The 21331-nt window shown below is 60.8% G+C and carries 20 protein-coding genes; 10 read left to right on the forward strand and 10 right to left on the reverse strand.

Annotated elements, in window-relative coordinates; translation table 11 throughout:
* Position 1 precedes the first annotated feature (1 nt).
* Genes hofQ through pilM form a run of 5 tightly spaced genes read right to left on the reverse strand, consistent with a single transcriptional unit; the run spans position 2 to position 3454 of the window.
* The gene (gene hofQ, locus C9411_RS22590; protein WP_107227967.1) at positions 2-1246 is read right to left on the reverse strand and encodes a DNA uptake porin HofQ; all 1245 of its coding nucleotides are present in this window, start codon (positions 1244-1246) and stop codon (positions 2-4) included.
* Complete coding sequence (locus C9411_RS22595; RefSeq protein ID WP_107227968.1) at positions 1243-1602, reverse strand: DNA utilization family protein; 360 nt, start codon at positions 1600-1602, stop codon at positions 1243-1245. The genes hofQ and C9411_RS22595 overlap by 4 nt, the downstream gene beginning before the upstream one ends.
* Complete coding sequence (locus tag C9411_RS22600) at positions 1595-2089, reverse strand: hypothetical protein (RefSeq protein WP_107227969.1); 495 nt, start codon at positions 2087-2089, stop codon at positions 1595-1597. Before C9411_RS22600 ends, C9411_RS22595 begins: the two co-directional genes overlap by 8 nt.
* The gene (locus tag C9411_RS22605) at positions 2082-2621 is read right to left on the reverse strand and encodes a PilN domain-containing protein (protein ID WP_107227970.1); all 540 of its coding nucleotides are present in this window, start codon (positions 2619-2621) and stop codon (positions 2082-2084) included. Before C9411_RS22605 ends, C9411_RS22600 begins: the two co-directional genes overlap by 8 nt.
* Positions 2621-3454, reverse strand: coding sequence for a pilus assembly protein PilM (gene pilM, locus C9411_RS22610; protein ID WP_107227971.1), 834 nt, complete (start codon positions 3452-3454; stop codon positions 2621-2623). The genes C9411_RS22605 and pilM overlap by 1 nt, the downstream gene beginning before the upstream one ends.
* A gap of 121 nt (positions 3455-3575) precedes the next feature.
* Between pilM and mrcA the strand changes: the two genes are divergently transcribed.
* Positions 3576-6134 carry a peptidoglycan glycosyltransferase/peptidoglycan DD-transpeptidase MrcA gene (mrcA, locus tag C9411_RS22615; RefSeq protein ID WP_063991697.1) on the forward strand — a complete coding sequence of 853 codons (2559 nt, stop codon included), beginning with the start codon at positions 3576-3578 and terminating at the stop codon, positions 6132-6134.
* Between the two features lie 52 nt (positions 6135-6186).
* On the opposite strand, the gene nudE is transcribed toward mrcA, so the two are convergent.
* Positions 6187-6741 (reverse strand): ADP compounds hydrolase NudE, encoded by a 555-nt coding sequence (gene nudE, locus C9411_RS22620; protein ID WP_015379304.1) that lies wholly within the window; start codon positions 6739-6741, stop codon positions 6187-6189.
* Between the two features lie 445 nt (positions 6742-7186).
* Between nudE and C9411_RS22625 the strand changes: the two genes are divergently transcribed.
* From C9411_RS22625 to C9411_RS22655, 7 genes are all read left to right on the forward strand, one after another.
* Positions 7187-9322 carry an intracellular growth attenuator family protein gene (locus tag C9411_RS22625; protein WP_063991698.1) on the forward strand — a complete coding sequence of 712 codons (2136 nt, stop codon included), beginning with the start codon at positions 7187-7189 and terminating at the stop codon, positions 9320-9322.
* A gap of 98 nt (positions 9323-9420) precedes the next feature.
* Positions 9421-10101 (forward strand): GMP/IMP nucleotidase, encoded by a 681-nt coding sequence (yrfG, locus tag C9411_RS22630; protein ID WP_063991699.1) that lies wholly within the window; start codon positions 9421-9423, stop codon positions 10099-10101.
* On the forward strand, positions 10098-10505 hold the full coding sequence (gene hslR / locus C9411_RS22635; RefSeq protein ID WP_015379306.1) for a ribosome-associated heat shock protein Hsp15: 408 nt from the start codon (positions 10098-10100) through the stop codon (positions 10503-10505). The genes yrfG and hslR overlap by 4 nt, the downstream gene beginning before the upstream one ends.
* Before the next feature lie 25 nt (positions 10506-10530).
* Positions 10531-11409 carry an Hsp33 family molecular chaperone HslO gene (hslO, locus tag C9411_RS22640; RefSeq protein ID WP_063991700.1) on the forward strand — a complete coding sequence of 293 codons (879 nt, stop codon included), beginning with the start codon at positions 10531-10533 and terminating at the stop codon, positions 11407-11409.
* 194 nt (positions 11410-11603) lie between these two features.
* On the forward strand, positions 11604-13223 hold the full coding sequence (gene pckA / locus C9411_RS22645; RefSeq protein WP_015379308.1) for a phosphoenolpyruvate carboxykinase (ATP): 1620 nt from the start codon (positions 11604-11606) through the stop codon (positions 13221-13223).
* Positions 13224-13350: 127 nt separating this feature from the next.
* Positions 13351-13614: a plasmid stability protein gene (locus tag C9411_RS22650; RefSeq protein ID WP_004930730.1), complete on the forward strand. Its 264-nt coding sequence runs from the start codon at positions 13351-13353 to the stop codon at positions 13612-13614.
* A complete protein-coding gene (locus tag C9411_RS22655; protein ID WP_107227972.1) occupies positions 13611-14090 on the forward strand; it encodes a type II toxin-antitoxin system VapC family toxin in 480 nt (159 codons plus the stop codon). The genes C9411_RS22650 and C9411_RS22655 overlap by 4 nt, the downstream gene beginning before the upstream one ends.
* Before the next feature lie 34 nt (positions 14091-14124).
* On the opposite strand, the gene envZ is transcribed toward C9411_RS22655, so the two are convergent.
* From envZ to cbpA, 4 genes are all read right to left on the reverse strand, one after another.
* A complete protein-coding gene (envZ, locus tag C9411_RS22660; RefSeq protein ID WP_038881686.1) occupies positions 14125-15495 on the reverse strand; it encodes a two-component system sensor histidine kinase EnvZ in 1371 nt (456 codons plus the stop codon).
* Entirely contained in the window at positions 15492-16211 is a 720-nt protein-coding gene (gene ompR, locus C9411_RS22665) for a two-component system response regulator OmpR (protein ID WP_004709363.1), read from the reverse strand. The genes envZ and ompR overlap by 4 nt, the downstream gene beginning before the upstream one ends.
* 257 nt (positions 16212-16468) lie before the next feature.
* Positions 16469-16774, reverse strand: coding sequence for a chaperone modulator CbpM (locus C9411_RS22670; protein ID WP_107227973.1), 306 nt, complete (start codon positions 16772-16774; stop codon positions 16469-16471).
* Between the two features lie 5 nt (positions 16775-16779).
* Complete coding sequence (gene cbpA, locus C9411_RS22675) at positions 16780-17742, reverse strand: curved DNA-binding protein (RefSeq protein WP_107227974.1); 963 nt, start codon at positions 17740-17742, stop codon at positions 16780-16782.
* Between the two features lie 230 nt (positions 17743-17972).
* Here cbpA and greB point away from each other — a divergent pair, with 230 nt between their 5' ends.
* Positions 17973-18446, forward strand: coding sequence for a transcription elongation factor GreB (greB, locus tag C9411_RS22680; protein WP_038878177.1), 474 nt, complete (start codon positions 17973-17975; stop codon positions 18444-18446).
* Between the two features lie 157 nt (positions 18447-18603).
* Complete coding sequence (locus C9411_RS22685) at positions 18604-20937, forward strand: Tex family protein (RefSeq protein ID WP_107227975.1); 2334 nt, start codon at positions 18604-18606, stop codon at positions 20935-20937.
* Positions 20938-21331: the final 394 nt, after the last annotated feature.

The raw sequence follows: 21331 nt of genomic DNA on the forward strand, positions 1-21331 counted from the left end.
CTTATCCCTTAATCAGGGTCGGCGTAATGAAGATCACCAACTCGCGTTTTTTCTGTTGTGCGCCGCTTTGTCGGAACAAGCTTCCCAATAACGGCGCATCCCCCAATCCCGGCACCTTGTCCGCCGTCTTGCCGCTATGCCGTTGAAAAATGCCGCCGAGCACCAGGGTTTCACCGCTTTTCACCGTGATCTGCGTCTTAATCTCCTGTTTATCGATGGTCAATGCCTCCCCCGCCCCGCGGCTGATGGCGCGCCCCGGCATATTTTGGCTGATGTGCAAGGTCAGCGTGATGCGCCCGTCCGGCAACACTTTCGGCGTCACCTCCATGCCCAGCACCGCCTCTTTGAACTCGATGGCGGTCGCACCGCTGGCGCCGCTCGACACTTCGTAAGGGATCTCCGTCCCCTGTTTGATGCTGGCGGTTTGCAGGTGCGCCGTCAGCAAACGCGGGCTGGCGATGATCTCCACCTGATTCTCCTGCTCCAGCGCCGTCAGCTCGAGGCTCAGCAAACGCCCGCTGATGCGCGCCAGATGGAAACCGGCGTTCACCGCGCTGCGCTCCAGTGGCAGGTTAACGCCGAGATTGCCCGGCCGCAGCGGCTGCGCTGGCCTGTCGTCGGCCGCCAACCCCCAACGCACGCCGAGTTCACGCAGGCTTTCGCTGTTGATGGTCACGATATGCGCCGCCAGTTGCACCTGTGCCAGCGGCGCGTCCATTTCCGTCACCCGTTTTTTCAACTGCGCCAGGATTGGCGCCGTGTCGCGCAGCAGCAGCGTATTGGTGCGCTTATCCGCCAGCACGCTGCCCCGCTCGCTGAGCAAGGCGCCGCGTTGGGCATTGAGGCTTTCGGCAATCTCCGCCGCATCGCCGTTCTGTAACGTCAGGGTCAGGCTGTGCAGCGGTTGCCGCTGCGCCAGCGCCTCTCGCTGCTGCCTTTTTTCCTGCGCGTCCGGCTCCGGCGAGATCAGCATCACGTTGCCCTCCCGCGTCATCGTCAGCTTGCCCATGCGCAGGGTCAGCGCCAGCGCCTGAGGCCAGGGCACATTCTCCAGCCGCAGCGTCAGGTTGCCGCTCACGCCGGGCGCGGCGATCAGGTTCATCTGCCGATAATCCGCCAGCGCCTGCAGGATGACCGTGACCGGCGCATCCTGAAACTCCAGCGAAATAACTTGTTTATCCTGCGCCTGTGAGGCGCCGAGCGCCAGGCACCACAGCGCCATGCCCAGTCCAGCGCGTCCTTTCATGGTTTGCCATCCTTGTTGTCTATCATCAGCGAGATGTCGCCCTGGCTCGCCGGGCAATCCGGTTCGGCCGCCAGCGCCTTTAACGTCAGGCTGCGCGCCTGCACCTGCGTCACCTGCCAGCGCTCGGCCAGCACCCGCTGCGGCGGCCGCAGGCGCAACCATTGCCCCGCCGGCGTCACCACCCAGCCATAGCGCAGCGTCGGTTGCCCGATGACGCCTTTCAGTCGCCAGCCTGCCGGCGATGCCGCCGTTTGGGCACAAACAGGCAGCGGAGGCGGCGCAAACGGGTCGCGCGGTTCAGCGCATAAGGCCCATGGCCATAGCAGCCACCACCAGCGGCCGGGTCTTTTACTCATCGGCCTGCTCCTCGGTGGCATCCTGCAAAACCAACCGCGCCGTCATGCCAAGGGGCGGCGTCTCCACGCTCAGTTGCTCGAGGCGTAAATCGGCGGGCAGCGCCTCTAGCAGCACCAGCAAACCGGCGTAGTCAATGCGCAAGCTCAGCGTTTGCCGCGGCGGTTTCTCCTGCCGCTGCCAGCGTAGCAAAGCGCCTCCCGCCCGTTGCAGCACGCTCGCCAGATCGCCGGTGGTGGTCGGCGGAAGCGGCGCCGCCGGGATAGCGGTTTCCGGCGCCTCGTCCAGTTGGCGTTGCACCATGACGATCTGTTGCAACAGGCGCTGTTGCCGCTCCGCCGCGTTTTCCCGCTGACGCCATTCGTCCTGCAGCAGCCAACCGCCGCCCAACAGCGCCAGCGTGCCGATGCCCAGCCCTTGCGACAGCAACAATAACCAGCCCGGCAAGCTCAGCCAGAGGCGCAGCCCGGATGACAAACGGCTATCCATCACGCCCCCACTGCGCCGCCAGATGAAAGGAGTACAGGCCGTCTTCGCGTTGCGCCACCTCAGCCAAACGCAGCCATGGCATCGCAGGTATCCCCGCCAGCCGCCGTTCGAACTGCGTGATGGCCGCAGGAGAGCGGCTCAACCCACGCAGCCGCAGGCCGTTCACCGCATCGCTGTCCAACGCCGTGAGCCACAGCGGTGGAGGGATACTGGAGGACAATTGCTGCAGCAGCTGCAAATAACGCCGGTTATGTTGGGCGTTGCTCGCCTGCCGTTCGGCGCGGGCGCTGTGCAGCACTCGCTGCGCCCGCTCTTGCTGCTGCTGACGGACGAGCAACGTCAATGCCGCCAGCTCTTCACCCAGCATCGCCAGCCGCGCCTGCCACTGCGCCTGTTGGTGACGCAGCTGGCCGGCGACCAGGAACAGTGCCAGCAGCAGCGCCGTTACCTGCAACAGCAGCACGCCCAGCCAGAAATAGCCGCGCCGGCGATCGCGGCGCTGGCGCCAGGGCATAAAGTTGACCTGATACATCAGCGATCCTCCTCACGCAGCGCCAGACCACCGGCCAACGCGAACGCCGAAGGATGCGCAGGCAACGGCGGACGCAGCTGCGTGAAGGCGCTGAGCGGCGACCAGGCAAGGCAACCGGCGGGCAAGGCTCCCGCCAGTACGCTGCCAGCATAGACCGGCCGATCGTCGCCCGCCGGCATCTGGGCTTGCAGTGCCCGCAGCGCCTGCGCGTCATCGTCGCCCGGTGCCAGGCCAAAGGCGAACGCGCCGTCGGCCGGCGCCACCCACAGCCATTCTCGTTCGAGACGGTGCATCAGCCCCGCGGCGGGCGGCACACCTGCCGCCGTCGCCATCATCCGCAGCGCGCAGGGGGTGATATCGACCGCTTGTGGATACAGGCCGGCCTGACGCAGACAATGCAGCCACTGCTGCAGCTCCTGCCGCCGCGCGGCGGTCAACAGCAGCGCCGCCTCATCCGCCGGTGCGGCGCGATAGTCGAGCGCCAGCGTCTGGCCGTCGAGCGGGAACTGCTTCAAACCGTGGCCACCGATATAGTCGCTGCGTTCCGGTTCGCGCAGCCGCGCGTCCGGCCGCGCCATGCGCTGCTGCAACACGCGCTGCGCCGGCAGGGCAATGCGTAAGGAAATATGTCGCGGCAGTTGGACGCGCCATTGCCGCAGCACCCGGATCAGGAATTCGGTAGGTTCCAGACAGCCGTCACGTAAAACCGCCTGCGGCAGCGCTTGCTGCCACCAGTGGCGCAACTGCCAGCCGTTGCGGCGGCGTTGGGCCGCCACCGCCCGCACGCAGTCGATTTGTATATCCAGCCCCACCTGCCATGCTTGAGGGAACATGTTTCGCAAGCCTCCATAACATCAGATGATAAAAGAACATATCCATGTCGCAGGCTTGCCTTTATACTACCGCGCGGTTGTTTATAAACTGCCCAAATGACTTAGAAATGGGAAATCTCAGGTGAAGTTCGTAAAGTATTTACTAATCCTTGCAGTATGTTGCATCGTGCTGGGAGCAGCCTCGATTTTCGGCTTGTACAAATATGTCGAGCCGCAGCTGCCCGACGTCGCAACGCTGAAAGATGTGCGGCTGCAGATACCGATGCAGGTCTACAGCGCCGATGGCGAACTGATCGCCCAATACGGCGAGAAGCGCCGCATTCCGCTGAAACTGGATCAAATTCCGCCGGTGATGGTGCACGCATTCATCGCCACCGAAGACAGCCGCTTCTATGATCACCACGGCGTCGATCCGGTCGGCATCTTCCGCGCCGCCTCCATCGCGTTGGTCTCCGGCCACGCTTCGCAGGGGGCCAGTACCATTACCCAACAGCTGGCGCGTAACTTCTTCTTAAGCCCGGAACGCACCCTGATGCGTAAAATCAAGGAAGCCTTCCTGGCGGTACGCATCGAGCAAATGCTCACCAAGGATGAAATCCTTGAGCTGTATCTGAACAAGATCTATCTGGGTTACCGCGCCTACGGCGTGGGCGCCGCCGCGCAGGTCTATTTCGGCAAAGACGTCAGCCAACTGACCCTGAGCGAAATGGCGACCATCGCCGGCCTGCCGAAAGCACCGTCCACCTTCAACCCGCTCTATTCGCACGATCGCGCCGTTGCCCGTCGCAACGTGGTGCTGTCGCGCATGCTGGACGAACACTACATCACGCAGGCGCAGTACGATCAGGCGCGTTCCGAAGATCTGGTCGCCAATTACCATGCGCCGGAAATCAGCTTCTCCGCGCCGTATCTCTCCGAGATGGTGCGTCAGGAGATGATCAAGCGCTACGGTGAAAACGCCTATACCGACGGTTACAAGGTTTACACTACCGTCACCAAACGGCTGCAGCTGGCGGCGCAGGAGTCAGTGCGCAACAACGTGCTGGCCTATGACATGCGCCACGGCTACCGCGGCCCGTCCAACGTATTGTGGAAAGTCGGCGAAGCGGCCTGGGATCGCAAACAGATTGTCGATTCGCTGAAAAACCTGCCGAACTACGGCCCGCTGGCGCCGGCGGTGATCACCGCCGCCAACCCGCAGGAAGCGACGGCGATGCTGGCCGACGGCAGCAGCATTGCCCTGCCGATGGCGACCATGCGCTGGGCGCGGCCATACCGTTCAGACACGCAGCAAGGCCCAACGCCGAAACGCGTCACCGACGTGGTGCAGGCCGGCCAGCAGGTGTGGGTGCGTAAAGTGAACGAGGCCTGGTGGCTGTCGCAGGTGCCGGACGTCAACTCGGCGCTGGTCTCGATCAACCCGAACGACGGCGCGGTGAAAGCGCTGGTCGGCGGTTTCGATTTCAACCAGAGCAAGTTCAACCGCGTCACGCAGGCTCTGCGCCAGGTCGGATCGAACATCAAACCGTTCCTGTACACCGCCGCGATGGATAAAGGCCTGACGCTGGCCACTATTCTGAACGACTTGCCGATTACCCGTTGGGATGCCGGCGCCGGCACCGATTGGCGGCCGAAGAACTCGCCGCCGACCTACGACGGCCCGATTCGCCTGCGGCAGGGGCTGGGGCAATCGAAGAACGTGGTGATGGTGCGCGCGATGCGCGCGATGGGCGTTGACTACGCGGCGGAATATCTGCAGCGCTTCGGCTTCCCGGCGCAGAATATCGTGCATACCGAATCGCTGGCGCTGGGTTCCGCCTCCTTCACCCCGATGCAGCTGGTGCGCGGCTACGCGGTGCTGGCGAACGGTGGTTACCTGGTCGACCCGTACTTCATCACCAAGATTGAAGACGACAACGGCAATACGGTGTTCGAAGCCAAACCGAAAGTGGTGTGCAGCAGCTGTAACCTGCCGGTGATCTACGGCGACACCCACCGTTCGGCAGTGCTGTCCGACGACAACATCGAAAACGTCGCCACCTCGCAGGAAGGCAACAACAGCACGGTGCCGATGCCGCAGCTGGAGCAGGTCACCCCGGCTCAGGTGCAACAGGACGGCGACCAACAGTTTGCGCCGCACGTCATCAGCACACAGCTGGCCTTCCTGATCCACGACGCGCTGAACAGCAACATCTTCGGCGAACCGGGTTGGATGGGTACCGCCTGGCGCGCCGGGCGCGATCTGAAACGTCATGATATCGGCGGCAAAACCGGTACCACCAACAGTTCCAAGGACGCCTGGTTCTCCGGCTATGGCCCAGATACCGTGACCTCAGTGTGGATCGGTTTCGACGATCACCGCCGCGACCTGGGCCGTTCGACGGTATCCGGCGCCATCCCGGATCAGATTTCCGGCGGCGAAGGCGGTGCCAAGAGCGCCCAGCCGGCGTGGGACGACTTCATGAAGACCGCGCTGGAAGGCATTCCGGAGCAGAAAGTCACGCCGCCGCCGGGCATCATCAGCGTCACCATCGACAAAAGCAGCGGCAAGCTCTCTGGCGGCGGCGGCGGCAGCCGTTCCGAGTACTTCATTGAGGGAACTCAGCCGACGGACTACCCATCGCGCGATACCGGCACCACGTTGACCGATCCGGGCGGTGAAAGCCACGAGCTGTTCTGATCGAAAAGGGCCAGAGAAATCTGGCCCTTTTTTTTATTCGGCGCGAAGCGTATCAGCGCGAAGCACGCAAAAACGCCTCGGAAAGGAACAGCGCGCTGACGTTGCGCGCCTCACGAAAATCCGGTTCCGCCAACAGCGCCATCATGTTGGCGATCGGCCAGCGCACCTGCGGCAAGGGCTCCGGCTCATCCCCTTCCAGGCTCTGCGGGTAGAGATCGTGCGCCAGCACAATATTCATTTTGCTGGAAAAATAGGATGGCGCCATCGTCAGCTTGCTGAGAAAATCAAAGCGCTTCGCACCGTATCCCACCTCTTCCATCAGCTCGCGATTGGCCGCTTCCAGCACGCCCTCACCGGGATCGATCAGCCCTTTCGGGAACCCCAGCTCATAGGATTCGGTGCCCACCGCATATTCGCGGATCAGCAGCAGGTCATCGCCAATCACCGGCACGATCATCACCGCTTCGCGATCCGAAGGCCGCATGCGCTCATACACCCGCCGAACCCCGTTGCTGAATTCCAAATCGACCGACTCGACGTTGAACAAACGCGAACGCGCGACCGTTTCCACTTTCAGAATTTTAGGTTTTTGCAGGTGTTTATCCATGATTGCCTCAAAGAGGTTACCCAGGCGTGGACGGGGCAACCGAAATAATGATTGGCGTAACGCACGGCTCGTTGGCGCTCAAACGCTGACCAAATTCGATCCTGATCACATTGTGCGTTAAGGGCAAGCTCCGCCGCAACGAGCATGAACAGTAATTTACTTTCTTTTAACAAGCGTAGCCAGCGGCCGGCGATTTTCCGTACTGATTCAGCAAACAGCGTGCAAGAAAATAGGATAATACCGATATCGACGGCAGAGGCCGGTTGCTAGTATCACGCAGGCAAGAATCAGTGATAAAATGGCCTTGCGTCATGAAGGAATGAGATCCAGAGCGAGAATCTGTTTGTTCCCTCATTAGTTCTGGGTGCCTCCTGGCGGTTTACTCCGTATAATATTCACCTTTTCATCAGGTTGGCGAAATTCACGGGTGTGAGATGGGGATTGCATGAGCACAATAGTGTTGATATTGGCCTTAGTGCTTGTCTGCCTGATTGCCGCCGGCCTGTACCTATGGTTCAAGGCGCGTAACCCATCGGCGCTGGCGCACGCGTTGCCATTTATCAAGCCTGCCCACCGCAAGCTGACCGACGAAGAGCGCGCCGCGGTCGAGTTCTATCTCAATCAGCAAAACAAGCTGAGCAACAAGCTGTTGCCCGGTGGCGGCGCTACGCTGCCCGCGGCCAAACTGGCGCTCACCCCGCAAAGTGATAACGTTTATCCCGTCACGCATGCCATTACCCGCTACGGGCTGGCCAGCGACGATCCCAATAAATGGCGCTATTACCTCGACGCTGAAGAGGTGCATCTGCCGCCGTTTTGGGAACCCTATATCACCGCCGACAACCATGTGGAAGTGATCAGAACCCAGACGCTGCCGCTGGTGATTTCGCTCAACGGGCACTCGCTGAAAGATCATATTCACGACCGACCACAGCCGCCGGTGGTGACCGCCACGCCGACCAAAAACGCGTCTATCCGCAAGGAAGAGAGCGAGCATGTCGAGCTGGTCAATATTCGCAAGGAAACGCCGGAAGAGCATGCGCTGAACCGGCCTAACGGCATCCGTGAAGCCGTCATCATCTCCGCCGCGCTGCTGCTGCTGTTCTTCAGCCTGATAAGCCCGGTGCTGGTGATCCCCTGGATGATTTTCGTGGCGGTGCTGATGATCGCCTGGGGATGCTGGAACCTGTTCCGCCGTCCGGCGTCACGCGAGCTGAAAGAGATCCACTGTCTGCGCGGCACGCCGAAGCGCTGGGGCCTGTTCGGCGAATCCGACCAGGGGCAGATCAGCAACATTTCGCTCGGTATCATCGATCTTATCTACCCGCCGCATTGGCAGCCGTACCTGACGCAGGACCTGGGCAAGACCACCGATGTGGACGTCTACCTCAATCGGCAGGTGGTGCGCCAGGGGCGCTTCCTCTCGCTGCATGACGAAGTGAAAAACTTCCCGCTGCAGCAGTGGGGCCGCAACGCGGTGCTGGTCGCCAGCTCGGCGCTGGTGCTGTTGTTGCTGCTGATCTATATCCCGCTCAACCTGCCGCTGACCCTCAGCATGGCCTGGTTGCAGGGCGCGCAAAAAGTGGAAGTGACCAGCGTGCAAGCACTGGAAGCCACGCCACTGCGGATCGGCGACACGCTGAAGGTGCGCGGCAGCGGCATGTGCTATGTGCCGCCGCCGGCCAACGGTGGTGGCGCCGTCAATTTTGCGCCGTTCGACTGCTCCGGCATTTACTGGAACAATGCCGCCCCGCTGCCGCAGCCGGAATCGGAAGTCATAGACAAAGCGACGGCCCTGCTGGCCACGGTCAACAGCCAGCTGCATCCGAGCGGTGCCGATCAGAAGGTCAACCCGCAGCTGGCCAGCGCCATCGAGAAATCCGGCATGATCCTGTTGGATGACTTCTCTGATATCGTATTGAAAACACAGGATTTGTGCCAGGCAGAAAACGACTGCGTGCGGTTGAAGAACGCCTTGGTCAACCTGGGCAACGCCAAAAACTGGAGCGGCCTGGTGAAACGCGCCAGGTCCGGCGCGCTGCAAGGCGTCAACGTCCTGCTGCGCCCGGTGAGCGCCGAGTCGCTGGAAAGCCTGACCAAAGTGGCCACGTCATCGTTCATCTTCAATGAAACGCGCCTGGCCGCCGCGGCGCTCAACAGCCCGCCGCCGGGCGGTTTCCTGATCCGCAGTGACGAAGGCCGCCAGTTGGTCAGCCACCCGCAGCCGTCGGTGCCGCAGAGCGAATACAACGCCCTCGACCAGTGGAATGAGCTGCAGCGTCTTTCCACTCTGCTGCTGCATACCCCGTTCCAGGCGCAGGGGGTGATCACCAGCCTCAGCGTCGATGCCAACGGCACCCGCCACGTGGCGCTGCACAGCGAACCGGACATGATCACCCTGTGGCGCTACCTCGGTACCAGCCTGCTGTTGCTGGCGGTGGTCGTCAGCCTGGGCTATAACGCCTGGCGGCTGGTGCAGCGTCGGCGCATCAATCAGCACCGCGTCGCCGATATCCAGCGTTACTACGACAGCTGCTTCAATCCGCAGCTCAATCCGATGTCGATGCGGCCGATGGCCTGAACCTGACGCCGGGGCCTCCGCCCTGTCATCTGCTTATGCTACGCTAACGCTATTATTCTCATCCGCGGACCGCCCGTCGGTCCGCCCGTGGAGTTTTTATGGTTCCCGAGTTTGATTGGCCGCAGATCGATACCGTGCTGCTGGATATGGACGGCACCTTGCTGGATCTGGAGTTCGACAGCCACTTTTGGCTCAGCCTGGTGCCGCAGGCGCTGAGCGAAAGGCGCGCCATTCCGTTCGACGAAGCCCGCCATATCATTGAGCGGGAATATCAGGCGGTGCAGCACACCATGAACTGGTATTGCTTCGATTACTGGAGCGAACGGTTGGATCTGGATATCTACCGCATGACCAGCGAAGTCGGCAGCCGCGCCCGGCTGCGCGAAGACACCGAGCCGTTTTTACGGGCGCTGCGCGACGCCGGTCTGCACACCATTTTGCTGACCAACGCCCATCCGCACAGCCTGGCGGTGAAAATCGAGCATACCGGCCTCGATCGGCACCTTGATTTATTGTTTTCCACCCACACATTTGGTTATCCGAAAGAAGATCAGCGTCTGTGGCAAGCGGTGCAGCAGCACACCGGATTCAATCCGCAGCGCACGCTGTTCGTCGACGACGGCGAGCCGATCCTCGACGCGGCGCGCACTTTCGGCATTCGTTACTGCCTGGGCGTGCAAAACCCGGACTCCAGCACGGCGGAGAAAAGCTTCCAGCGCCATCCGGCGATGCGCGACTATCGGCTGCTGATACCGGCGCTGGCCAAGGGGGAAGCATGAAGGAAAAAGCGACGCGCGACGACGCGGTCCGGCTGGATAAGTGGCTGTGGGCCGCACGCTTCTATAAGACCCGCGCGCTGGCGCGCGAAATGATCGACGGCGGCAAGGTGCATTACAACGGCCAGCGCGGCAAGCCGAGCAAGATTGTCGAACTCAACGCCGAGCTCAAACTGCGGCAGGGCAACGAAGAACGTACGGTGATCGTGCTGGCGCTGACCAGCCAACGCCGCGGCGCCGGCGAGGCGCAGCAAATGTATCAGGAAACCGAAGCCAGCATCGCCAACCGCGAAAAAATGGCGCTGGCGCGCAAGATGAACGCGTTGACCATGCCGCATCCGGACCGTCGTCCGGACAAAAAGGAGCGGCGCGACCTGATGAAATTTAAATTTGGTGAGCCGGAATAACCCCTCACCGCAATGAGAGAAGATTATGTCCAACCATGACCAATTGCACCGTTACCTGTTTGAAAACTACGCGGTGCGCGGCGAGCTGGTTACCGTCAGCGAAACCTATCAGCAGATCCTGAACAACCACGACTACCCGGCGCCGGTGCAAAAGCTGCTGGGCGAACTGCTGGTCGCCACCAGTCTGCTGACCGCGACCCTGAAGTTCGACGGCGACATCACCGTGCAGCTGCAAGGCGACGGCCCGCTGAAGCTGGCGGTGATCAACGGCAACAACCGTCAGGAGATGCGCGGCGTTGCGCGCACCCAGGCGCCTATCGCCGACGACAGCACCTTGCATCAGATGATCGGCAACGGCGTCATGGTCATCACCATTTCCCCGACGGAAGGCGAGCGCTATCAGGGCGTGGTCGGCCTGGAAGGTGAAACCCTGGCCGAATGCCTGGAAGCCTACTTCCGCCAGTCCGAGCAGTTGCCAACCCGCCTGTTCATCCGCACCGGCGAAGCGGAAGGCAACGCCGCGGCGGCCGGTATGCTGCTGCAGGTGCTGCCGGCGCAGGACGGCCACCTCGATGATTTCGATCATCTGGTGCAACTGACCAACACGGTAAAAAGCGAAGAGCTGTTCGGCCTGCCGGCCAACGAAGTGCTGTACCGCCTGTATCACCAGGAAGAAGTCACCCTGTACGAACCACAGAACGTGCAGTTCCGTTGCACCTGTTCTCGCCAGCGCTGCGCCGACGCGCTGCTGACGCTGCCGACCGACGAAGTGGCGGACATGTTGGAGCAGGACGGCAATATCGACATGCACTGCGACTACTGTGGCAGCCACTATGTCTTTGACCCGGTTGATGTTGCCGCGTTGTATGCGGGTAACACCGGCGAAAGCGACCAGTTGCACTAAGTTACACCTCTTCGGCGGGTGCGCCCGGCGCCCGCCAACGCCCGCCGTTTGCACGTTTGCTTTTTTCCGTGTGCTATCTCTCAGATCGTAACGAAATACCGCCTAAAACGTTAAATATTTGATACCCATCGCGGTTACGCACCGTTAGATCCCTACAATTGCCGCCAGAAATTCTGTGACCAAGGAGTAGTAACATGCGCGTTAAAGGTATAACCCCTCAGGATCTGGCCGCTTACGGCATTCACGACGTTAGCGAAATCGTTCACAACCCGAGCTATGAACTGCTGTTTAAGGAAGAAACAGACCCATCTCTGGAAGGTTTTGAGCGTGGGGTAGTCACCAAGCTGGGTGCCGTCTCCGTCGATACCGGCATCTTCACCGGCCGTTCGCCGAAAGACAAATACATCGTCCGCGACGACATCACCCGCGATACCGTGTGGTGGGCCGATCAGGGCAAAGGCAAAAACGACAACAAACCCCTCAGCCCGGAAGTGTGGGCCGATCTGAAACACCTGGTCACCGAACAACTGTCCGGCAAGCGCCTGTTCGTGGTGGATACCTTCTGCGGCGCCAATGCCGACTCGCGCCTGAAAGTGCGCTTCATCACCGAGGTGGCCTGGCAGGCGCACTTCGTGAAAAACATGTTCATCCGCCCAAGCGACGAAGAGCTGGCGGACTTCGAGCCGGACTTCGTGGTGATGAACGGCGCCAAATGCACCAATCCGAACTGGCAACAGCAAGGCCTGAACTCGGAGAACTTCGTCGCCTTCAACCTGACCGAGCGCATGCAGCTGATCGGCGGCACCTGGTACGGCGGCGAAATGAAGAAAGGCATGTTCTCGATGATGAACTACCTGCTGCCGCTGAAAGGCATCGCCTCGATGCACTGCTCGGCCAACGTGGGCGAGAAAGGCGACGTGGCGGTGTTCTTCGGCCTGTCCGGCACCGGCAAGACCACTCTCTCCACCGATCCTAAGCGTCAGCTGATCGGCGATGACGAGCACGGCTGGGACGACGACGGCGTGTTCAACTTCGAAGGCGGCTGCTACGCCAAGACCATCAAGCTGTCTGAAGAAGCCGAGCCGGACATCTACCACGCCATCAAACGCGATGCGCTGCTGGAAAACGTCACCGTGCTGGCCGACGGCAGCATCGACTTCAACGACGGTTCGAAAACCGAGAACACCCGCGTTTCTTATCCGATCTATCATATCCAGAACATCGTCAAGCCGGTGTCCAAGGCGGGTCATGCCACCAAGGTGATCTTCCTGACCGCCGATGCCTTCGGCGTGCTGCCGCCGGTATCGCGTCTGACCGCCAACCAGACTCAGTACCACTTCCTGTCCGGCTTCACCGCCAAGCTGGCCGGCACCGAGCGCGGCGTAACCGAACCGACGCCAACCTTCTCCGCCTGCTTCGGCGCCGCATTCCTGTCGCTGCACCCGACGCAGTACGCCGAAGTGCTGGTGAAACGCATGCAGGCCGCCGGCGCCCAGGCTTACCTGGTCAACACCGGCTGGAACGGTACCGGCAAGCGCATCTCGATCAAAGATACGCGCGGCATCATCGACGCCATCCTGAGCGGTGAAATCGACAAGGCGGAAACCGTCACCCTGCCGATCTTCGATCTGGCGATGCCGACCGCGCTGCCGGGCGTGAACCCGGAGATCCTCGATCCGCGCAATACCTATGCCAGCCTCGAGCAGTGGCAGGAAAAAGCGCAGGATCTGGCCGAGCGCTTCATCACCAACTTCGACAAATACACCGACACGCCTGCGGGCGCCGCGCTGGTCAGCGCCGGCCCGAAGCTGTAATTCGGTAGCGTTACCTCTTCAGCTAAGGCGCGGATCCCGCGCCTTTTTTTTATTTTCAGTGATTGCTTTTTAACCAGCAAGGCGAGAAAATAAGTCAATGCAATCATTGATAGCAAAGGAGGTTTAAATGGCGACTATCACCGTCAGAAATCTGGACGACGAAATCAAAGAGCTGCTGCGTATTTCAGCGGCGAAAAACGGCCATTCCATGGAAGAGGAAGCGCGCATGATCCTGAAACAGGCGCTGGTGAAAAAGCCGCCGCGCTATGGATTGGGTACCTGGATGCATCAGCACTTCGCCGAATTCGGCGGCGTCGAGCTGGAGATCCCACCGCGTGACGCCGTGCCACCACGCATCGTCACCTTTGATGATGAAGATGACAACGCATGATTATTCTAGACACCAACGTCATTTCAGAAACGCTGCGCCCCAGTCCGTACTACAACGTCATTAACTGGTTAAATGAAAAGGACAATGACGAGCTCTATCTGAGCGCCATTGTCCTGGCCGAACTGTTCAGCGGCGTCGCCTGCATGCCTGACGGCAAGCGCCAGCGGGATCTCAAGCTCAAATTGGCGGACGCGATTGAATTGAAGTTCGAGGGGCAGATATTGCCGTTTGATGGGCTGTGCGCGATGCAATACGCGGAATTGACGGCAAGGAATCGGCTTCTGGGTAAAGCGATGAGCGTGCCGGATGCCCAAATCGCCGCCACCTGCCTGTATTACGGCGCCGCCCTGGCCACCCGCAATACCAAAGACTTCCTCCACTGCGGCATCGAGTTAATCGATCCGTGGCAGGCACCGACCGGCCGTCGGTTGCATGAGGATGCGGCGGAATACTACGTGATGAGCCGGAAGTCCTGACGGGGCCGCAACGATGCGGCCCGCGCCAAGAGCGTCAGGCGTTTTCTCTGGCGGTTTGATGGCCGTTGGCCGACTCTTTTTTCTCCATCGGCAACGGAATATACGCGCGGATCAATAGCCCGCCGCGCTCGCTGGTGCCGATATCCAGCTCGCCGTCGTGCGCGTCGATAATACGCTGCACGATCGCCAGCCCCAGACCGGTGCCGCTGGTGCTGCGCGCGCTGTCACCGCGTACGAACGGCTGCAGCAGGTGCTTCAATTCTTCCGGCTTGATGCCCGGGCCGTCATCCTCCACCTGGAACCAGCCGCGCTGCAGCTCGCGGCCGCTGCTGACCTTGATCCAGCCGTTGCCGTAACGCGCCGCGTTCACCACCATGTTCACCGCCGCCCGCTTAATCGACAGCGGGTGCACGTTCATCATCAGCTCACCCGGCGACAGCGCGGTTTCAATCACCCGCTCATAGCCGCTTTCCGCCGCGACCACCTCGCCCAAAATGGCGTTCAGATCGCTGCTTTCGGTCGGCATCTCCTGCCCGGTGCGCAGATAATCGATGAACTGCTCGATGATGGCGTTGCACTCTTCGATGTCTTTATTGATCGACTCGGCCAGATAGCCGTCTTCGGCGCTCATCATCTCGGTCGCCAGCCGGATGCGCGTCAACGGCGTGCGCAGGTCATGGCTGACCCCGGCCATCAGCAAGGTGCGGTCATCCGCCAGCTGCTTGACGCCCGACGCCATCTGATTGAATGCGCGAGTCACCGATCGCACTTCGGAAGCGCCATACTCGCGCAGCGGCGGCGGAATGATGCCCTTGCCCACCTGCAGCGCCGCATGTTCCAGCTCCACCAGTGGGCGGTTTTGAATGCGAATAAACAGCCAGGCGCCGCCGATTGCCAGCAACATGATCGCCAGCGTATAGCGGAACAGCGGAGAGAAGTCGCCCTGGTGGATTTCCGTCAGCGGTACGCGCACCCAGATATCGGGCTGCAGCCAGGTTTTCAGCCACACCACCGGGGAGTTCTTGTTCACCTCCACCCGCACATCGGTCGGCCCGCCGAGCTGCTGCGCCATCTGCTGGCTGAGGAACTGATAGTGCTGCGCCCAGCGCAGGCCGCTCTCCTCCGCCGCCGAGTTGGTGTAAAGAGAGATGCCCAGTTCGCGGTAGATCTCACGGCGGAACGCCGGTGGCACTTCCAGCAGCGTGCCGTCCTCCAGCTGCAGCCGATCGGTCATCAGCATACGCACTTCGTACGCCAATACCTTGTTGAACTGCTGCAGGCTGGGCAGGATGGCGAAGTTCAGCACCACCAGATAGGTCGTCACCAGGCTGACGAACAGCAAGGTGACGATCAACAACAGGGTTCGAGCAAACGAGCTACGCGGTGAAAAGCGCAATCGCCTCATGCCTTGCTGCCGTCCGGGACGAACACGTAGCCGAGACCCCAAACGGTCTGGATATAACGCGGATGCGCCGGATCTTCTTCAACCATGCGGCGCAGGCGAGAAATCTGCACGTCGATCGAGCGCTCCATGGCGCTGTATTCGCGGCCACGCGCCAGGTTCATCAGCTTATCGCGCGACAGCGGTTCACGCGGGTGGCTGACCAGCGCCTTCAGGACCGCAAACTCGCCGCTGGTCAACGGCATCGGTTCGTCTTCGCGGAACATCTCGCGGGTGCCGAGGTTCAGTTTGAATTTCCCGAACGCGATCACCGCCTCTTCCTGCGAAGGCGCGCCCGGCAGTTCGTTAGCCTGGCGGCGCAGCACCGCGCGGATGCGGGCCAACAGCTCACGCGGGTTGAACGGTTTAGGAATGTAGTCGTCGGCGCCGATTTCCAGCCCCACGATGCGATCGACCTCTTCGCCTTTGGCGGTAACCATAATGATAGGCATCGGGTTGCTCTGGCTGCGCAGGCGGCGGCAGATGGACAGCCCATCTTCGCCCGGCAACATCAGATCGAGCACCATCAGATGGAAGGATTCACGGGTCAGCAAGCGATCCATTTGCTCAGCGTTGGCAACGCTGCGAACCTGGAAGCCCTGCTCGGTTAAATAACGTTCTAAAAGCGCGCGCAGGCGCATGTCATCATCGACAACCAGGATCTTATGATTCTCTTGCATGGTATTACTCCCAAAGGCTTTATTGCCTGACTCGAATATTGTTAGAAAACCTTGCCATTTGAGACAGCGTTTAATGGTATGTATTCTAGACGAAATTGTTACAAAGCTTATTCTTTTCCCCATTTATCAACAATTTTCATCGAATGTCGACGGGGGTTCGTCAAAATTTCGCCCTTTATCGGCGCAATGTGGGGCGGCGGCCCAATTTTACGCAATTTCGCCACCGGCGAACCGCACGGTGGCGTTTTGTCGGCGAGTCAGGAAGTCTGCAGGAAACGCGCCAGCTGCCGACGCAGCTGCCGGTTCTCTTGCTGCAGCGCATCAACCCGGTCGAGCAGCGTCAGCGCCATGGCGATCCCCGGCCAATCCAGATCCAGCTCGGCCCGCAGCCTGCGCGCACGCTGCAGATAGCTCAGCGCCGGGTAATCGAACTCCCAGCTCGGCTGCGCCGGCTCCAGCGGCACGATCACGCCCAGGCCGACGATCTCGACCAGCTCATCCTCTGAAATCTCCACCCGTTGGCACAGTTCCACCACGGTGAATGTGATCTCTTTTTTCATCATGTGCTTTACTCCCATTCCGCGCGCGGGTTGAACGCCGCCTGTTCAGCCAGTTCACGCCACAGGGCGCTGGCCTTCTCGTTCGGCTTCGGCGGCATCACCACCTTGAGAATGACATACAGATCGCCTGGCTCTTTCTTGCCTGCCAGCCCCTTGCCCTTGACCCGCAGCCGTTTGCCGCTTTGGCTGCCGGCCGGCACGGTCAGCGCGATTTTGCCGGTCAGCGTCGGCACCTCGATGCTGGCCCCCAGCGCCGCTTCCCACGGGGCGAGCGGCGCCACGATGCTCAGGTTGTGGCCGTCAATCTCGAACAGCGGATGCGGCGCGAGGCGGATGACCAGATACAGGTCGCCGTTCTGGCCGCCGCCCACGCCGGCAACGCCCTGCCCCTTGAGGCGAATGCGCTCGCCGTCGCCCACGCCGGCCGGGATTTTCACGTTCAGCGTTTTGCTGGCTTCGCTCACCTGCCGCCCCAGCTCGTCATACACCGGCAGCTTGTAGGAGATCTCGCGGCTTTGGCCATGCAGCGTTTCCTCGAGGAACAGCGGCACCTCCATCTCGAGATCCTGGCCGCGGAAGCCATGTCCGCCGTGCGAGTGCGAAGCAGAGCGATGCCCGCCCGCCGCCCGGCCGCCGAACATGCTTTCGAAGAAATCGGAGAAGTCTTGCGCGTCGGCGCCGCCGCCGTGCCATGAAGCGCTCTGCTGGTAGCCGCCTTGATCGCCGCGCGCCTGGCGGCCAAAGTTCGGATCGTTACGGTGCAGCCGGATCTGATCGTACTCAGCGCGGCGTTCTTCGTCCTTCAGCACCTCATAGGCTTCGGCCAGCTCCTTGAATTTGCTCTCGGCGTCGTCTTCAGTGCTCACGTCAGGGTGATATTTACGCGCCAGCCGGCGGTAGGCCGTTTTGATGGTTTTCAGATCGGCGTTGGGCTCAACGCCCATCGTTGCGTAGTAATCTTTAAATTCCATGCGGTAATACCTTCAATGTGTTGGGTTGTGCGCCAAAATTCCTTGTCTCTCTCGCCAGATATCCTCCTTTCGTCACATTCCTTTTCCGCTATCGCTAAGCATACTCCCGATTGTTAAAAGCTGCGCAAACTGAATAAAAACCGTGCGACAACGCACAGGCCCGCGCGCCATTTCTAAAGCCCCCCGCATTCACGTACACTGTGGCGGTGGCCCCATAAAGATAAATCACCATGAGAACTCAACTGATAACCCGTGAAGGGTATGACAAGCTCAAACAAGAGCTGGATTACCTCTGGCGCGAAGAACGCCCCGAGGTGACCAAGAAAGTGACCTGGGCCGCCAGCCTGGGCGACAGAAGCGAAAACGCCGACTACCAGTACAACAAGAAGCGGCTGCGCGAGATCGACCGCCGCGTCCGCTATCTGACCAAATGCCTGGAGCAGCTGAAGATCGTCGATTACTCCCCGCAGCAGGAAGGCAAGGTGTTCTTCGGCGCCTGGGTGGAAGTAGAGAACGAAGACGGCGAGACCAAACGCTTTCGCATCGTCGGTTACGACGAAATCTTCGGCCGCAAGGATTACATCTCCATCGACGCGCCGATGGCGCGCGCCCTGCTGAAAAAAGAGGTCGGGGACGTCGCCACCGTCAATACGCCACTGGGCGAGGCGCAGTGGTACGTTAACGAGATAGACTACCCGAAGTAAGCTTTCAGCTTTTTCCGAACCGCCGCCAACGCCGCCGCCTGCGCAGTTCTCCACGCCGCAGCCGCGCGGCGGCGGCCCGCTCCACTGGCATTTTCCCCGATCAATCCGTATAACTGTCCCCTGTTTATTCACCGTTCTCAATACAGATACCAGACCTATGAATGACCCACTGAGCCGCATTATTGCAACAGAACTGCAGGCCCGGCCGGAGCAAGTCGACTCCGCCATCCGTCTGCTGGATGAAGGTAATACCGTGCCTTTTATTGCACGCTATCGTAAGGAAGTCACCGGGGGTTTGGACGACACCCAACTGCGCCAGCTGGAAACCCGCCTGGGTTATCTGCGTGAACTGGAAGATCGTCGCCAGACTATCCTGAAGTCGATCGATGAACAGGGCAAACTGACCGAACAACTGGCGGGGGCGATCAACGCCACGCTGAGCAAGACCGAGCTCGAAGACCTCTATCTGCCGTACAAACCGAAGCGCCGCACCCGCGGCCAGATCGCCATCGAAGCCGGCCTGGAACCGCTGGCGGACGCGCTGTGGCAGGATCCGCAACAGCAGCCGGAACAGCTGGCTGAACGCTACGTCGACGCCGACAAAGGCGTGGCGGACGTCAAAGCCGCCCTCGACGGCGCGCGCTATATCCTGATGGAGCGCTTCGCCGAAGATGCCTCGCTGCTGGCCAAGGTGCGCGACTACCTGTGGAAAAACGCCCATCTGGTGTCCAAAGTGGTCGAGGGCAAGGAAGAAGAAGGCGCCAAATTCCGCGACTATTTCGATCACCACGAACCGATTTCCCAGGTGCCTTCGCACCGCGCGCTGGCGATGTTCCGCGGCCGCAACGAAGGCGTGCTGCAGCTGGCGCTAAACGCCGATCCGCAGTTTGAGGAAGCGCCGCGTGAAAGCCAGGCGGAGCTGATCATCATCAATCACCTCAACCTGCGTCTGAATAACGCCCCGGCCGACGCCTGGCGCAAGGCGGTGGTCAACTGGACCTGGCGCATCAAGGTGCTGCTGCACCTGGAAACCGAGCTGATGGGCACGGTGCGCGAGCGCGCGGAAGATGAAGCGATCAACGTTTTCGCCCGCAACATGCACGATCTGCTGATGGCCGCGCCGGCCGGCATGCGCGCCACCATGGGCCTCGATCCGGGCCTGCGCACCGGGGTGAAAGTGGCCGTGGTCGACGCGACCGGCAAGCTGGTCGCCACCGACACCGTCTACCCGCACACCGGGCAAGCGGCCAAAGCCGCCGCCATCGTCGCGGCGCTGTGCATCAAACATAACGTGGAGCTGGTGGCCATCGGTAACGGCACCGCTTCGCGTGAGACCGAGCGCTTCTATCTCGACCTGCAAAAGCAGTTCGGCGAGGTCCGGGCGCAGAAAGTGATCGTCAGCGAAGCGGGCGCCTCGGTGTATTCCGCGTCCGAACTGGCGGCGCTTGAGTTCCCGGATCTCGACGTGTCGCTGCGCGGCGCGGTATCCATTGCCCGTCGCCTGCAGGATCCGCTGGCGGAGCTGGTGAAGATCGATCCGAAATCCATCGGCGTCGGCCAGTATCAGCACGACGTCAGCCAGAGCCAGTTGGCGAAGAAGCTGGATTCGGTGGTGGAAGACTGCGTGAACGCCGTCGGCGTCGATCTGAACACCGCGTCGGTGCCGCTGCTGACCCGCGTGGCCGGCCTGACGCGCATGATGGCGCAGAACATCGTCAACTGGCGCGACGAGAACGGCCGCTTCAGCAACCGTGAACAGCTGCTGAAGGTCAGCCGCCTGGGGCCGAAAGCCTTCGAACAGTGCGCCGGCTTCCTGCGTATCAACCACGGCGACAACCCGCTGGATGCCTCCACCGTTCACCCGGAAGCCTACCCGGTGGTGCAGCGCATTCTGGCCGCCACCGAGCAGGCACTGCAGGATCTGATGGGCAACGCTTCGGCGGTGCGCAGCCTGAAAGCGGTCGATTTCACCGACGACAAGTTCGGCGTGCCGACGGTCACCGATATCCTGAAAGAGCTGGAGAAGCCGGGCCGCGATCCGCGTCCGGAGTTCAAAACCGCAACCTTTGCCGAAGGGGTGGAAACCCTCAACGATCTGCAGGTGGGCATGATCCTGGAAGGGTCGGTCACCAACGTCACCAACTTCGGTGCCTTCGTGGATATCGGCGTGCATCAGGACGGCCTGGTGCACATCTCCTCGCTGGCGGACAAGTTCGTCGAAGATCCGCACACCGTGGTGAAGGCCGGTGACATCGTCAAAGTGAAGGTGATGGAAGTCGATCTGCAGCGTAAACGCATCGCGTTGAGCATGCGCCTGGATGAGCAGCCGGGCGAAGGTTCACCGCGCCGCGGCGGCAACGCGCCTGCGCAGACGCGCGACAACGCCAACCGTTCGGCGGGCGGCAACAAGGCCAAACCGCGCAACGCGGCGCCGGCCGGCAACAGCGCCATGGGCGACGCGCTGGCGGCGGCATTCGGCAAGAAACGCTAAGTCGGAACCGACAGGGCGGAGCCTGCTCCGCCCTTTCCGATGAATAAAACTTGCGGCATTTCTTGACCCGCCTCAATAAACCGCCATCTTTTTATTTCCCGTTCCTGCGTGACCGCCCTCGCATTATTCAGACAACAAAAATGCCTTCTGCAGCCATTTATTAACAACTTTGTTAACACGCATTTTTCATCTTGTGAATTGTGAGAGAAACACAAATGGTTACCGCTCGCATTACGGTGGAATAATGTTATCGAATTGCCTTTAGGCGGAAATAAATAAAGGGAAAACATCATCGATATTTGCAAATGAGAGAACTCGGCTACAAATACGTAACTGATTTAACTCGCCATTCTCATTTGTTCCCGCTCGCAAGCGGTGGTAAAACGTCGTTAAT

Origin of the sequence: Serratia sp. Nf2, assembly GCF_003028435.1 — a bacterium.
Lineage (GTDB): Bacteria > Pseudomonadota > Gammaproteobacteria > Enterobacterales > Enterobacteriaceae > Serratia > Serratia marcescens_L.

What these genes read in the sequence shown, in the direction of transcription:
- yrfG (WP_063991699.1), top strand. Translation starts at nt 9,421, where the DNA reads ATGGTTCCCGAGTTTGATTGGCCGCAGATCGATACCGTGCTGCTGGAT.
- C9411_RS22655 (WP_107227972.1), top strand. Translation starts at nt 13,611, where the DNA reads ATGATTATTCTAGACACCAACGTCATTTCAGAAACGCTGCGCCCCAGT.
- hslR (WP_015379306.1), top strand. Translation starts at nt 10,098, where the DNA reads ATGAAGGAAAAAGCGACGCGCGACGACGCGGTCCGGCTGGATAAGTGG.
- ompR (WP_004709363.1), bottom strand. Translation starts at nt 16,211, where the DNA reads ATGCAAGAGAATCATAAGATCCTGGTTGTCGATGATGACATGCGCCTG.
- C9411_RS22670 (WP_107227973.1), bottom strand. Translation starts at nt 16,774, where the DNA reads ATGATGAAAAAAGAGATCACATTCACCGTGGTGGAACTGTGCCAACGG.
- pckA (WP_015379308.1), top strand. Translation starts at nt 11,604, where the DNA reads ATGCGCGTTAAAGGTATAACCCCTCAGGATCTGGCCGCTTACGGCATT.
- envZ (WP_038881686.1), bottom strand. Translation starts at nt 15,495, where the DNA reads ATGAGGCGATTGCGCTTTTCACCGCGTAGCTCGTTTGCTCGAACCCTG.
- hslO (WP_063991700.1), top strand. Translation starts at nt 10,531, where the DNA reads ATGTCCAACCATGACCAATTGCACCGTTACCTGTTTGAAAACTACGCG.
- C9411_RS22625 (WP_063991698.1), top strand. Translation starts at nt 7,187, where the DNA reads ATGAGCACAATAGTGTTGATATTGGCCTTAGTGCTTGTCTGCCTGATT.
- greB (WP_038878177.1), top strand. Translation starts at nt 17,973, where the DNA reads ATGAGAACTCAACTGATAACCCGTGAAGGGTATGACAAGCTCAAACAA.
- C9411_RS22595 (WP_107227968.1), bottom strand. Translation starts at nt 1,602, where the DNA reads ATGAGTAAAAGACCCGGCCGCTGGTGGTGGCTGCTATGGCCATGGGCC.
- C9411_RS22605 (WP_107227970.1), bottom strand. Translation starts at nt 2,621, where the DNA reads ATGTATCAGGTCAACTTTATGCCCTGGCGCCAGCGCCGCGATCGCCGG.
- pilM (WP_107227971.1), bottom strand. Translation starts at nt 3,454, where the DNA reads ATGTTCCCTCAAGCATGGCAGGTGGGGCTGGATATACAAATCGACTGC.
- C9411_RS22685 (WP_107227975.1), top strand. Translation starts at nt 18,604, where the DNA reads ATGAATGACCCACTGAGCCGCATTATTGCAACAGAACTGCAGGCCCGG.
- C9411_RS22650 (WP_004930730.1), top strand. Translation starts at nt 13,351, where the DNA reads ATGGCGACTATCACCGTCAGAAATCTGGACGACGAAATCAAAGAGCTG.
- hofQ (WP_107227967.1), bottom strand. Translation starts at nt 1,246, where the DNA reads ATGAAAGGACGCGCTGGACTGGGCATGGCGCTGTGGTGCCTGGCGCTC.
- cbpA (WP_107227974.1), bottom strand. Translation starts at nt 17,742, where the DNA reads ATGGAATTTAAAGATTACTACGCAACGATGGGCGTTGAGCCCAACGCC.
- C9411_RS22600 (WP_107227969.1), bottom strand. Translation starts at nt 2,089, where the DNA reads ATGGATAGCCGTTTGTCATCCGGGCTGCGCCTCTGGCTGAGCTTGCCG.
- nudE (WP_015379304.1), bottom strand. Translation starts at nt 6,741, where the DNA reads ATGGATAAACACCTGCAAAAACCTAAAATTCTGAAAGTGGAAACGGTC.